Origin of the sequence: Rhodobacter maris (assembly GCF_900217815.1) — a bacterium.
GTDB lineage: Bacteria > Pseudomonadota > Alphaproteobacteria > Rhodobacterales > Rhodobacteraceae > Rhodobacter > Rhodobacter maris.
Window position 1 is genome coordinate 1 of record NZ_OBMT01000026.1, and the last position, 12,861, is coordinate 12,861.

The 12,861-nt window shown below is 68.4% G+C and carries 16 protein-coding genes; all 16 read left to right on the forward strand.

What is annotated here, in order from left to right; genetic code table 11:
- Positions 1-1,182: phage portal protein (locus CRO22_RS17795; RefSeq protein ID WP_102024769.1), on the forward strand; the 1,182-nt coding region annotated here is incomplete at its 5' end.
- Positions 1,172-2,083: a S49 family peptidase gene (locus tag CRO22_RS17800; RefSeq protein ID WP_097071491.1), complete on the forward strand. Its 912-nt coding sequence runs from the start codon at positions 1,172-1,174 to the stop codon at positions 2,081-2,083. The genes CRO22_RS17795 and CRO22_RS17800, both read left to right, overlap by 11 nt.
- 75 nt (positions 2,084-2,158) lie before the next feature.
- On the forward strand, positions 2,159-3,481 hold the full coding sequence (locus tag CRO22_RS17805) for a phage major capsid protein (protein ID WP_097071492.1): 1,323 nt from the start codon (positions 2,159-2,161) through the stop codon (positions 3,479-3,481).
- A 63-nt stretch (positions 3,482-3,544) separates the two neighbouring features.
- The gene (locus tag CRO22_RS17810; RefSeq protein ID WP_097071493.1) at positions 3,545-3,958 is read left to right on the forward strand and encodes a hypothetical protein; all 414 of its coding nucleotides are present in this window, start codon (positions 3,545-3,547) and stop codon (positions 3,956-3,958) included.
- Between the two features lie 6 nt (positions 3,959-3,964).
- Positions 3,965-4,468 carry a head-tail connector protein gene (locus tag CRO22_RS17815; protein ID WP_097071494.1) on the forward strand — a complete coding sequence of 168 codons (504 nt, stop codon included), beginning with the start codon at positions 3,965-3,967 and terminating at the stop codon, positions 4,466-4,468.
- Positions 4,468-4,806, forward strand: a complete 339-nt coding sequence (locus CRO22_RS17820; RefSeq protein ID WP_097071495.1) for a phage head completion protein — start codon at positions 4,468-4,470, stop codon at positions 4,804-4,806. Before CRO22_RS17815 ends, CRO22_RS17820 begins: the two co-directional genes overlap by 1 nt.
- Positions 4,806-5,333 carry an HK97-gp10 family putative phage morphogenesis protein gene (locus CRO22_RS17825; RefSeq protein ID WP_097071496.1) on the forward strand — a complete coding sequence of 176 codons (528 nt, stop codon included), beginning with the start codon at positions 4,806-4,808 and terminating at the stop codon, positions 5,331-5,333. Before CRO22_RS17820 ends, CRO22_RS17825 begins: the two co-directional genes overlap by 1 nt.
- Before the next feature lie 3 nt (positions 5,334-5,336).
- Complete coding sequence (gene gp17, locus CRO22_RS17830; protein ID WP_097071497.1) at positions 5,337-5,711, forward strand: tail completion protein gp17; 375 nt, start codon at positions 5,337-5,339, stop codon at positions 5,709-5,711.
- Positions 5,704-6,168: a phage tail protein gene (locus CRO22_RS17835; RefSeq protein ID WP_097071498.1), complete on the forward strand. Its 465-nt coding sequence runs from the start codon at positions 5,704-5,706 to the stop codon at positions 6,166-6,168. Before gp17 ends, CRO22_RS17835 begins: the two co-directional genes overlap by 8 nt.
- A gap of 3 nt (positions 6,169-6,171) precedes the next feature.
- Positions 6,172-6,558 (forward strand): GTA-gp10 family protein, encoded by a 387-nt coding sequence (locus CRO22_RS17840; protein ID WP_097071499.1) that lies wholly within the window; start codon positions 6,172-6,174, stop codon positions 6,556-6,558.
- Positions 6,559-6,572: 14 nt separating this feature from the next.
- Positions 6,573-6,833, forward strand: a complete 261-nt coding sequence (locus CRO22_RS17845) for a hypothetical protein (RefSeq protein ID WP_097071500.1) — start codon at positions 6,573-6,575, stop codon at positions 6,831-6,833.
- A gap of 9 nt (positions 6,834-6,842) precedes the next feature.
- Positions 6,843-9,068 carry a phage tail tape measure protein gene (locus CRO22_RS17850; RefSeq protein ID WP_097071501.1) on the forward strand — a complete coding sequence of 742 codons (2,226 nt, stop codon included), beginning with the start codon at positions 6,843-6,845 and terminating at the stop codon, positions 9,066-9,068.
- Positions 9,068-9,697 (forward strand): hypothetical protein, encoded by a 630-nt coding sequence (locus CRO22_RS17855; protein ID WP_097071502.1) that lies wholly within the window; start codon positions 9,068-9,070, stop codon positions 9,695-9,697. Before CRO22_RS17850 ends, CRO22_RS17855 begins: the two co-directional genes overlap by 1 nt.
- 1 nt (position 9,698) lies before the next feature.
- The gene (locus tag CRO22_RS17860; RefSeq protein WP_097071503.1) at positions 9,699-10,313 is read left to right on the forward strand and encodes a hypothetical protein; all 615 of its coding nucleotides are present in this window, start codon (positions 9,699-9,701) and stop codon (positions 10,311-10,313) included.
- Positions 10,298-10,720: a DUF6950 family protein gene (locus CRO22_RS17865; protein WP_097071504.1), complete on the forward strand. Its 423-nt coding sequence runs from the start codon at positions 10,298-10,300 to the stop codon at positions 10,718-10,720. Before CRO22_RS17860 ends, CRO22_RS17865 begins: the two co-directional genes overlap by 16 nt.
- 6 nt (positions 10,721-10,726) lie before the next feature.
- On the forward strand, positions 10,727-12,861 hold a 2,135-nt coding region (locus CRO22_RS17870; RefSeq protein ID WP_217991930.1), incomplete at its 3' end, for a phage tail protein.

A 12,861-nucleotide genomic window follows, 5' to 3' on the forward strand; every position in this document is an offset into this window, starting at 1 on the left:
CCGGCCTCGGGGATCTCGGCCCCGGCGGGGTGGCTTTCGGAGATCGGCTGGGGCGGGCAGAGCCGGGTGAAGTCGCTGCCGCGGGTCTCGCCGGGTGCGGCGCAGAAACATGCGACGGTGTTCAGCTGCTGCAACGTGATCGCGGGCGATCTGAGCAAGGTGCCGCTGAAGCTCTATCAGCGGGGTGCGAACGGGCAGGAACAGCGGGTGCGCGATCATCCGGCGGCCTATCTGCTCAATGTCGAGAGCGCGCCGGGCATTCCGGCGATCGTGATGCGCTTTGCGCTCGCCTATGTGTTCGCGCTGCGCGGCAATGCTTATGCCTATGCGCCGCGCGATGGTGGCGGTGATCTCGTGCTGGTCGAGACGCTTCTGCCCGATGCGGTCTCGGTGCTGAAGGCCGGGCGGGCGCGGTTTTACGATATCGAGGATGGGGCCGGGGTGCTGCGCCGGGTGCCTGCGCGGGCGATGGTGCATCTGCGCTATATGGCGCTCGATGGCTGGACCGGGCGCTCACCGATCGAGGTTGCGGCCGAGAGCGTGGGGATCGCGCTTGCCGGGCAGGAGGCGGCGGCGCGCAATGCTTCGGGCACCTTTCTCAAGGCCTATGTCAGGATGGAGGACGTCTATGACGATGACGAGGCCTATTACCGCAACCAGCGCCGGTTGCGCGCGACGCTCGACGATCCCGAGGGGAAGGGCATTCCGATTCTGGGCGGGAGCGACGAGATCAAGAGCCTCGATGTCAGTGCGGCCGATCAGCAGCTTCTGGAAACGCGCCGCTTTGACCGCGAACAGATCGCCTCGATCTACCGGGTGCCGCCGACAAAACTGCAGATCCTCGAATATGGGGTGAAGGCGAACTCCGAGCAGGCGGCGACGGATTATCTGACCGATTGCCTGCTGCATTGGGGCGGGCTTCTGGAGCAGCAATATGCGCTCTCGCTGCTCACCGATCGGGAGCGGCGGGCGGGGTTCTTCTTCCGCCATGACTTCGACACGTTGCTGCGGCCGACAACGAAGGAACGCTATGACGCGCTGAAGGCGGCGATTGGCGGGCCGTTCATGACGCCCGACGAGGGGCGGATCAAGGAGGGGCTTGCGCCGATCGCGGGCGGGGATCGGCTCTATCCGCCCTCGAACATGACGCGCGACACCAAAGGAGAGAGCGATGCGCAGTGAGATCGGGGCGATGCTGGCGGGGGCGCCGGTGGCGATTGCGGCGGAGTTTGCGCGCGACATGCTCGCGCGGGAAGTGCCCGAGGCGGCATCCCCCGAAGCGGCAGCGCGCGGGGCCGAAGCGGCACTTGGGGCCGAGCGCTTCACGGTGCAGCGCGGGCTCGCGGTGGTGCCGGTGCGCGGGATCCTGACACCGAACAGTGCGGTTTTGGAGGCGTGGTTTGGCTGGTCCACCTACTTCGGGCTGGCCGAGACGATGGCCGAGCTTGCCGAGCGGGCCGATGTGGCGGCGATCGTGCTCGATCTCGACAGTCCGGGCGGGCTGGTGCTTGGCTGCGAGGATGCGGCGCAGGCGGTGGCCGCGGCGGGGGCGCGCAAGCCCGTCCATGCGATTGCCGCGCCGATGGCGGCCTCGGCGGCCTATTGGCTGGCCTCACAGGCCAGCTCCATCGCGCTCACGCCGGGCGGTGTGGTGGGCTCGATCGGGGTGGCGCTTGAGGCCACGAGCGTGGTCGGGCCGGATGCGCGGGGCGAGCAGGCCTATCGGCTGACGTCAAGCCATGCGCGCGCCAAGCGCCCCGATCCGGGGACCGAGGCGGGGATGGCGGAGCTCCTGCGCGCGCTCGACGAGATCGAGGCGGCGTTCCACGCGGCGGTGGCGCGCGGGCGGAACATTCCGCCGGGCGATCTTGCCGCGCGGCTTTCGGTGAGCGGCGATCCTTGCGATGGCGGGGCGTGCTTCCGGGGCGCGGAGGCGGTGGCGCGGGGGCTGGCCGATACGATCGAGACGCGGGCGGCCTTTTATGCGCGGATGATCTCGGCCCATGGGGCGGCGGCGCGCCCGGCCCCTTCGGCGCGCTTTGGCGCCATCGCGGCGGCAGCACTGGCCCGCGCCGCGCTCTGAAACTCTTCATCTTCCTGCCGGTCGCGGCAGGTCCACACCGCCGCCTTCGGGCGGCTTTTTGCACTGGGGTACACCATGACCAAACTTGACGATCTGCGCCGCGACCGGAAGGCCGCCGCGAGCGCGCTTTCTGCCGCGGCCGATGCGATCGAGCAGATCGAGGCGGCGGGCGCGGGGGCAGAGGCGCCCGAGCATGTCGCGGCGCTTGCGGCCTTTGAGACCGCGAAAGCGGCCTTTGACGGGCTTGATGCCAAGGTGAAGCGCGCCGAGACCGCGGAGGCGGCGCTGGCGGCGGCGGCCGTGGGCGATGAGGGTGCGGGGGCGGGCACCTTGCCGCGCGCGGCGGCGCAGCCGCAGGATCCGGCGCAGCAGGGCGTCGAGGTCGGCTTTGTCGTGCATGCTCTGGCGCGGGCGCGGGGGGATCGCGACAAGGCGGCGGCCTATCTGGAGGGGGAGGGGCATTCGGGGATCTCGGCGGCGCTCTCGGGGGCCACCGAGGCGGCGGGGGGCGTGACGATCCCGCGCCCGATGGCCGAGGGGCTGATCGAGCTTTTGCGCGCCCGCGTGGTGGTGCGCGCGGCGGGGGCGCGGACCTTCCCGATGCCCGCGGGGCAGATCCGCCACGCCAGGCAGCTCGCCGCGGCGACGGCGACCTATCAGGGTGAGAATGCCGCGATCGCGCCGAGCGAGCCGAGCTTTGACAAGCTCGATCAGAGCTTCAAGAAGCTGACCGGGCTTGTGCCGATCGGCAATTCGCTTTTGCGTCACTCGGGGCTCGCGATGGCGCAGATGGTGCGCGACGATCTTTTGAAGGTGATGGCGCTGCGCGAGGATCTGGCCTTCATCCGGGGCGATGGGTCGGCGAATACGCCGACCGGCATTCGCAACTGGATTGCGGCGGGGAACTGGCTCGCGGCGCAGGATGCGGGCATCGCGGCGAGTGCGGTCGCGGCAGATCTGGCGCTGCGCAAGGCGGTCTCGGTGGTCGAGGATGCGAATGTGGCGCTGACGAAGCCGGGCTGGATCATGCGCGCCTCGACGAAGAACTGGCTCGCCTCGTTGCGCGATGCGAATGGCAATATCCTTTACCCCTCGATCGATGCGAGCGGGCAGCTCAAGGGGGCGCCGATCCATGTCACCTCGCAGATCCCGAACAGCCTCGGCTCTGAGGGCGACGAGACCGAGGTTTACTTCGGCGAGTTCTCGGAGGCGATGATTGGGGACAGCCTGGAGCTCACGATCTCGATGTCGACCGAGGCGGGATACAGTGACGGCGCCAATTTTGTCTCGGCTTTCCAGAACGATCTGACGCTGATGCGCACGATCTCGGAGCATGACTTCGCGCTCGAACATGACGTTGCCTTCTCGGGCTTCAACGCCGCGGGCTGGTCGCTCTGATCCGCTTCTCGCCGGTGCGGGGGCTCCTTGCACCGGCTGATCCTCCTTTTGAAAGGCATCCCCATGGCAAAAATCGCCCTCCGCTTCACCCGCCCGCATGGGCCGTTCAACACCGGCGAGGTGGCGGCGCTCGAAGAGAGCGCGGCGCGCGCCCTGCTTGCGCGCGGCGCAGCGGAAAAACATTCCCGCCAGCCGAAGGCGGCGCTGGCGGTCGCGGCTGCGACCGATCCCGCCTTGAAGGATGCGCTTGCCGCGCTGGAAAAGGCGCAGGCGGATCTCGATCACCGGGCCGATGAGCTCGATGCGCGCGAGGCCGAACTTCTGGCGCGCGAAGCCGAGGTGGCGCAGCGCGAAGCGGACCAGGAGGAAGACTGGTCGCCGATCGAGATGCCGGAAGAGGAGGCTGACGACGAGAAGGGCGAAGGGACGGGCGCGGCGGGCGCCGAAGACACCGGTCTGCCCAAGCAGGGCAAGTAACGGGCCATGCGTGTGCTGAGCCCGCCCGAGGGGCTGCCGGTTACCGTGGCGCAGTTCGCCCGGCAGCGCCACATTGACGAGGCTGACGAGGTGCTGATCGGCGAGCTGCTCGCCACCGCGACGGCGGTGGTCGAGACGGCGACGAACCGGATGATCGTGCCGCGGCAGGTGGAGCTCGATCTTCCGGGCGGGTGCTGGTCGCGGTTCTGGCTGCCGTTTGCGCCGGTGATCGGCCTTGTGGGCGGCGCGGGATCGGAGATCGCGTGCCCGTTCAGCGAGCCTTCGATCGCGCGCGAGGCCGTCTCGGGGGCGACGATTGCGCTCGATGTCGGCTATGCGCCGGGCGCGGTGGTGCCGCCGCAGCTCGGCCAGGCGATCTTGATGCTGGCGATGGAATGGCACGAGGCGGGGATCACGGTCGAGGAAAGCTACACCGCGCCGGTGCTGAGCTTCGGGTTCCGGCGTCTGGTTGCGCAGATGCGCTATCGCCGCCCGCAGGTGGTGGCGTGATGGCGCGGCTCGACCGGCGCATTCAGTTCCGGCGCGCGGGGATCACGGACACGGGCTTCAGCGCGGAGCGGCGCTGGACCACGGCCGATCCGGCGGCGGATGATTTTGGCGCCCCGATCTGGGCCAGCCGCCGCGATGTCTCGGATGCCGAACGCGCGCTGGCGGGCTGGACCGAGGCGACGGTGGTGAGCCGCTTTGTTGTGGTCGCGACCCCCTTCACGCTTGCGATCCGGCCCGTCGACCGGCTCGTCGCGGGGGGGCGGGTCTATGAGATCACCGGCATCAAGGAGATCGGCGCGCGCCGGTTGGAGATCACGGCAGAAGCGAGGGTGGAGTGATGGCAAACAGCACGCGGCTCAGGATCGAGGGGCTCGCCGATCTCGAACGGGCGCTCGACAATCTGAGCAAGTCGGTCGGGCGCAGCGTGTTGCGCCGCTCCCTGCGCAAGGCGGCCGAGCCGATGGCGGAGCGGGCCCGCGCGCTTGCCCCGGTCAAGACCGGCAAGCTACGCGAGAGCATCAAGTTCGGGTCGCTTCTGAATGGCTCGCAGCGCAAGCTGCACCGCAAGCTCACGCTGGAAGAGCGCACGGCGATCGAGCTCTTTCTCGGGCCGTCTTACGTCAAGGGGAGCGGTGGTCGCGTTGGGCATCTCGTCGAGTTCGGCACCGCGCCGCACGGCAATGGCGGGCTGTTTGCGGGCACGCTGCATCCGGGCACGCCGCCGCGGCCCTTCATGCGCCCGGCCTTTGATGCCGAGGCGGGCCCGACGATCGCGCGGCTGAAGCCGATCCTCTGGGCCGAGATCGAGAAGGCGGCGGCGCGGGCGGCGCGCAAGGCCGCGCGCGCCGCGGCGAAGGGGAGGTGAGCGATGCAACAGGCTTTGCGCGCGCTTCTGGGCACGGTGATCAGCGCGGAAAAGATCGCCTGGGGGCGGCTGCCGCAGGGCACGGCGCTGCCCGCGGTGATCTTGCACCTGATCGGCCATGTGGACGGGATGACGATGCAGGGGCCCGATGGGCTCTGGCGGGGGCGGGTGCAGGTTGATTGCCATGCGCCTGGCTATGAGGAGGCAGACGCGCTGGCGCGTGCGGTGATCGCGCGGCTGCACGGATACCGGGGCGGGGGCTTCCGCGGGATCCTGCTCGCGGATCGGCGCGACGATGACGATGAACCGGGGGCGAGCGATCGCCCCTTTCGCGTTTCGATGGATTTTTTGACGAACTGGAGAGAAGGCAATGATTGAGGTTCCCTCGCAGGCCGATATCGGCTGGCAGGATGAGCTCTGGATCGGGCGCAGCGCGAATGACGTGGTGAGCTGGACGCAGATCCTGGGCGTCGAAGAGGTCGCGATGCCGGAAAAGACCCCCGACGACATCAGCACCACGCATATGCAATCGCCGGGGCGCTCGAAGGAGACCATGCCGGGCATGCTCGCGGCGGCGGACTGGTCGCAGGATCTGCAGTTCTGGCCGGAGCATCCGAGCCATATCCTGCTCGACGAGCTGGCGACGCTGACCGAGGCGGGCACGCGGGAAGATGTGCTGATCGCCTTTGTCGTGGGGGGCTTGCAGCGCAGCTATCGCGGCTACGTCAACACCTATATTCCCTCGGGCTCGGTCGGCGAGAAGCGCATGGTGTCGCTGGGTTGCAAGATCTTCGAGCGGATCACGCCGAACCCGACGCTGCCGCAGGAGGCGTGATCGATGGCAAATGCATTCAAGGGCGAGGTCGATCTCACGCATGAGGGCGCGCGCTATACGATGGTGCTCGACTTCAACGCGCTGTGCGACTTCGAGGGGGAGACGGGCAAGAATGCGCTCACCGAGCTCGAAGGGATGGAGGCGGGGAAGATCTCGGCCTCGGATCTGCGAGTGTTGATGTGGGCGGGGCTGCGCCAGCGCCATCCCGAGATGACGCTGCAACTGGCAGGCCAGATCCTGAGCACGAATGCCGATGCCGTGGCGCGCGCCTCGGCCGCGGCCGCGCCGGAGGTTGCCCCGGAGATCGCACGGGGAAACGTCAAACGCCCGGCCAAGGCCGCCCCGGGAAACGTCAAACGCCCGGCCAAAGCCGGGCGGGCGAAGCGGTAACGATCACGGGCCTGTTGCGGGATTACACCGCGGCGGGCTTCGACCCCGGCGCCTTCTGGGCGCTGACCCCGCGCCTTCTTCTAATCCACTTCGAGGGGGCGTCAAAGCGGCTGCAGCGCGAGCGCGAGCTCGTCTGGTTCGGGGCCATGCTGCCGCATCTGCAAAAGACAATCCCGCTCGAACGCTTCGTCGGCCTGCCGGAAGACCGGCACGACCGGGTGAAGCGGTTCCACGCGGCCTGGGACAGGATCGATCGGGCGCTCGCCCGTCACTGAGGGACATCCATGGCATCTTCTGTTATCGGCGCGCTCCGGGTGAACCTGGGGCTCGACGCGGCGCAATTCTCGAAGGGCCTCAAGGGGTCGCAGGGGACGCTCGCCAGCTTTGCCGCGCGGGCGGGGAAGATGGCGGGGGGCATTGCGGCCTCCATGCAATCGGCCTTTGTCGCGATGGGGCTTGGGGCGATCAATGCCGGTGCCGAGATCCAGCGCCTCTCGACGCTTGCAAACACCACGCCCGAGCAGTTCCAGGGCTGGGCCGCGGGGGCGAGAAGTGTCGGCATCGAAGAGGGCAAGCTCTCCGACATTTTGAAGGACACCAATGACCGGGTGGGCGACTTCCTGCAGACCGGCGGCGGCGAGATGGCCGACTTCTTCGAGAAGATCGCGCCCAAGGTCGGGGTGACGGCGGCGCAGTTCCGCAACCTCTCGGGGGCGGATGCGCTCCAGCTCTATGTCACCTCGCTGGAGACGGCGAAGCTCTCGCAGGCGGAGATGATCTATTATATGGAGGCGGTGGCCGATGAGGCCTCCGGGCTCCTGCCGCTTTTGCGCAATGGCGGCGCGGGCATGGCCGAATATGCGGCGATGGCCGAGCGGGTCGGCGCGGTGATGGACGGCAGCACCATTGCGTCCTTGAAGGCGGGCAAGGGGGCGCTCGCGCAGATGCAGCTCGCCTGGACGGGGCTGCAGAACACGATCGGCGCGATGGTCGTGCCCGCGCTGATGGCGGCGGCGGAAGCGGTGACGGCCGTGGCCTCCAGCCTGCGCGCGCATGCCGAGACGCTGATGACCATGATGCGCACGCTCGCCGGAACGGCGGCCGTGGTCGCGACGCTCTTTGCCGGGCGCTTTGCGATTGCGCTCGGCACCACGGCGGTGCGCGCGATCATCTCCGCTTCCGCGGCCGCGGCCACGTATCAGATGACGCTCGGGCGCACCACGCTCGCCTCGATCCTCGCGGCCAATGCCACGCGGGCGCTCGCGGGGGCCTTCACGCTGATGGGGCGGGCGCTGATCGCCACCGGGTTTGGCGCGCTCATTGTCGGGGCGGGCTGGCTCGTGGGCAAGTTCATGGCGCTCGTTGCGGCGGCGGGCGGGTTTGGCAAGGCGCTTTCGCTTCTGGGCGCGGTGGCCTCCGGGGTCTGGGACGGCATTGTCACCAGCGCCGGGGCGATCCCGGACGGGCTGGCCGCTGTCTGGGAGCGGATGAAGTCGGCCTTCTTCTGGGCGCTCTCCGAAATGGCATCGAAGTTCCATGATTTTGTCTGGGAGCTTTCTCAGGTCGAAGGGCTTAAATCAGCACTTGTTGGCGTGGTCGCGTCAGCAAGTGCTCTTTCCGGGAAGCTGGCCGAAGCCGGGGCTGAGGCTGGCGAGGCCGCGGACAAAATGGCACAGAGCGCCTCCTCGAAAGTGACGGCGGGCTTCGAGGCGGCAAGCGCGGCGGTGGGGAGGCTCGGCGCGGCGGTCACCGCGACGAACTCCGAGCTCACCACGCTGAACAATGGCGGCAGCGGGGGCGGATCTGGCGGCGGGGCCGCGGGCAAGCTCTCGGATCTGCAAAAGGTGCTCAAGGGGCTCAACGAGGATCTTGCGAAGCTGAAGGCGACGATGTTCGCCACCGGGACCGAGCGCACGATCTTCGACAAGCTGCGGGAGGCGGGCGTCTCCGCGGCCTCGGCGAGCGGCAGGCAGATCGCCGCGCTGGTGCAGCAGATCGACGGGATGCAGGCGCTGCAGGACGCCACCGACAGCTGGCGCCAGTCGATCACCGGCGCCTTCTCCTCCTTCCTGACCGGGGCGTCGAGCTTCAAGGAGGCGCTCGGCCAGATCATCGCCAAGCTGGGCGAGATGATGCTCAACGCGGCCTTCGACCGGCTCTTTGGAAGCACGGGGAACGGCTTTCTGGGCGGCATCCTCTCGAGCCTCGGGATCGGGGCCAATGCCAACGGCACCCCGAACTGGAAGGGCGGGCTCACCCGCATCAACGAACGCGGCGGCGAGATTGTCGATCTGCCGAGCGGCACGCGGATCATTCCGCATGATGTCTCCAGGCGCATGATGGAGCGCGAGGGCGGGGGCCTGGCGATGTCCGCCTCCGAGCTCACGATCAGCGATGACGGCAAGATCCTGGCGACGGTGCGGGCCGAGATGCGCGAGGGGCTCGCGCGCTTCGACCGGGCGCTGCCGCAGCGGGTGCAGTCGATCAACGCCAATCCGAGGAAACGCTGATGGCGCTGACCTTTCCTTATCCGCTGGCGTTTCTGAGCGCGCATATCAAGGAAACGCAGATCCCGCTTGCCCTGCGGCGTTTCGACGAGATGTCCGGCAATGGGCGCGGGCAGCTCTGGTCGGCGCGCCTTGCCACGCCACTCTGGACGGCGACGGTGCCGCTTGTGGCGCGCTCCTGGGCGGAGGCGCGCGAGGTGGATGCAAAGATCCTCGCGCTCGACGGCATGGCAAAAACCTTCCTCTGGACCGATCCGGTCTACCTGCCCGCGGCGGGCGGCGCGCCGGGCGATGGCGTGATCGTCGCCGCGATCGCGCAAGATCGCACCGCGCTTGCCCTCTCGGGGCTTGCCGCGGGCTATGCGGTCGCGATCGGTGACCGGCTCAGCATTGCGCATGGCGCGGGCCGGGTCTGGTTTGCGACCTTTGTCGAGGCGGGGGTGGCGGATGCTTCCGGCACGCTCGCCGCGCTCTCGGTCTATCCCTATCTGCCCTTCGGGGTGGCGACCGGCGATGCCGTCGAGATGGCGCGGCCGGTCTTCAAGGCGATGGTCGAGGACTACACCGGTTTTACGGCGATGCCCGGGTGTTACAGCCAGGGCGCCGCTCTCACCCTTCTGCAAAAGGTCTGACATGAGGATCCTGGACGCTTCGCTTGCGGCACGCCTTGCGGCGGCGCCGGAAGAGGGCATTGCGCCGGTTCATCTGGTGTGGATCGTTGCCCGTGATCGCGACACGGGGGCGGCCGCGCCGATGGGGTTCTGGTCCGGTGATGAGGATGTGACACTCGTGCTCACGGCGCCCGATGGCACTACGGCAAGCCGTCTTTACCTCGGCGGCTGCGGGCTTGCGGTCGAGGGGGTGGAGTATGTCGCCGATCTCACCGACACCCCGGTGACGGTCTCGCTGAGCCAGATTGCTGAGGCCGCACAAGAGCTCGTGCGCGGCCTCGATGTGCGGCTCGCCTATGTCGAGATCCATGCGACGACGATGACCGGCGGTGCGCTCACCTCGGCGCCGCAGCTGCAATGGGTGGGCATTGTGGACGAGGGGCCGGTCTCGACGCCCGCCGCGGGCGGCGAGGGCGGCATCGCGCTCTCGATCCGCTCCGAGATCATGACGCAGCTCGGGGCGGTGAACCCGGCAAAATCTTCGGACACGCATCAAAAGCGCCGCCTGAGCACAGATCGCTTTTGCGAATACGCCGGGGTGATCAAGGAGAAGAAAGACCCATGGTACAAGGGGTGACGCGTCGCGCCGATTGGCGCGCCCGGCTGCATGCCGAGATCGAGGCGCATCGGCGCGAGGGCTTTGCCTGGGGGCGCCGTGATTGTGCGCTCGGGCTCGCCGCGGGCGCGGTGCTGGCGATGACGGGCGAGGATCTCGCCGCCGCATGGCGGGGGCGGTACCGCTCGGCATCGGGTGCGGCTCGGGTGCTGCGCGCGGCCGGGTTTGACAGCCTCGGCGATGCGGTGGCGGCGGTGTTGCCGGAGATCCATCCGTCGCAGGCGCATGTCGGGGATATCGCGTTCCTCGATGAGGGCGAGATCGGCGCGCTCGGGATCGTCAACGGCGGCACGCTGATCGTTCTGGGCCTCGATGGCATCGGCCCGCGCGAGCGCGCGGCGGCGGTGCGCGCCTTCAAGGTCGGCTGACATATCATGAAAAAACTGCTCCTGCTCATCACGGCCGTTCTCGCGGCCGGGGCCGAGGCCGCGCAGGCCGGGCCTGCGGTGCCGCTGTTCACGGTCTTCGCGGGCGGCGTGGCCTATACCTTCGCGTTGCCCTCGCTCGTGGTCGGGCTTCTGGCCAATGCCGCGGCGACGGCACTGGCAAAGTCGTTCGCCAAAAAGCCCGGGATCGATGTCAGCCTGGAAACCGAATATGGTGACGCCACGCCGCTGGCCTTCACGGTCGGAACCTATGCGACGGCGGGGAAGCAGAAATATTCCGGCAGCTGGGGCCGCAATACGCGCTACCACGTCAGGGTGATCGAGATCTCGTGCCTGCCGCAGGGGCTTTCCGGCGTCTGGGTCGATGACGAAAAAGCCGCGTACCTCGCCGACGATTACGCCCATGCCTTCGTCAGCGAGAGCTGGACGCCGGGCGCCGTGCGCGATCTGGCCTGGCAGGCGAGCGCGACGCCGGGTGCGGGGCAGATCTACGTTGGCCACTCCCTCGCGACCTACCGCGACAATGCCGACAGCATCCAGCCGCGGATCTGGGTCAAGCACTATGACGGCACGCAGACCGAGGCCGATCCCTATCTGCTCTGGGCCTTTGGCGACGACCCGGATTACCCCTGGACGGCGGATCACATCGGCACCGGCAAGAGCTACGTCATCCTGACCACGCAATACGATGGCGACACGCTGACGAGCTATCCCAACTATCTTTGGGAGCCCGCGCCGCTCGCGATGTATGACCCGCGCAGCGATTCCACGGCGGGCGGCTCCGGGCCGATGCGCTGGGGGGACCGGTCGACCTATCTGCCGACGCAGAATGCCGCGGTCATCGCCTACAACATCGCCCGCGGGATCTGTCTCGGCGACGAATGGATCTTCGGCGGCAGAGATCTCGCGGCATGGCGCCTGCCGTTCGCGGAATGGGTCGCGGCGATGAATGCCTGTGGGGCTCCGGTGGCGCTATCGGGCGGCGGCACGGAGCAGGCCTGTCGCGCCGGGGCGGAGATCACCGTGGACATGGATCCGCGTGACGTGATCGATGAGATCGGGCATGCGGCGAACATGCGCTTTGCCGAGGTCGGCGGCATGCTCAAGCCCCTGGTGGACATTCCGGCCGCGGCGGTGCTGTCGATCACCGACGAGGACATCCTGATCACCGAGGGGCAGAGCTATCGCCCCTTCGTTGCGGTGAGCGAGACATTCAACGCGCTCTCGGCCACATACCCCGAGCCCGCCGAGAAATGGACGTCGAAAGATGCTCCGGAATATGTCGACGCGGATGCCACGGCGGATGATGGCGGGCGGTATCTGCCCACATCGGTGCGCTATAATGCGGCGCCCTATGCCCGTCAGGTGCAGCGCCTCATGCGGGCGCAAATGCGCGCTTACCGGCGCATGCGGCAGCACCAGTTCTATCTGCCGCCGATGGCCTATGCGCTTGAGCCGCTGGACATGATCAGCTGGACCTCGGCGCGCAACGGCTATGTGGCAAAACTGTTCATCGTCGAGCGGCTCCAGAAAACCGCCGGGATGTGCGTGGCCGTCACGCTGCGCGAGGTGGACCCGGACGATTACAGCTGGTCGAGCGACTATGAGCGGCCCTTCACCCCGATCGCCCCGGTCAATCCCGCCCCGCCGTCGCAGCCGGTGGACGGGTTTGCGGCAGTGGCGATCACGCTCGTGGATGGGGCTGGGCGCCCCCGGCGCCCGGCGATCCGGCTGAGCTGGGCGAGCGGGATCGCGGCCCGGGGGATCCGCTGGCAGCTGCGCCTCCAAGGCACGACGGAGGTCGCGTTGCGGGGCTCGACGCAGGATGTCAGCGCGGGCACCTATGTGATCGACGGCGTGCTGCCCGCGACAGATTATGAAGTGCGCGCCCGCCTGATCACCGGCTGGCCCACCGAATGGAGTGGGTGGATCGCCGTCACCACCGACGATGTGCGGGTGGGGGCGATCGACTTGGCCTACGAGGTGCAGGCGGCCATCGATGCGGCGCAGGCGCGGGCAGATGAGGCGGCCGCGGCGGCCGACGAGGTGCAGGGCAATCTGGACGCGGCCGTGGCGCCGCTGCGGGTCGATATCGACGCGGCGCAGGCCGAGCTGGAGGCGAT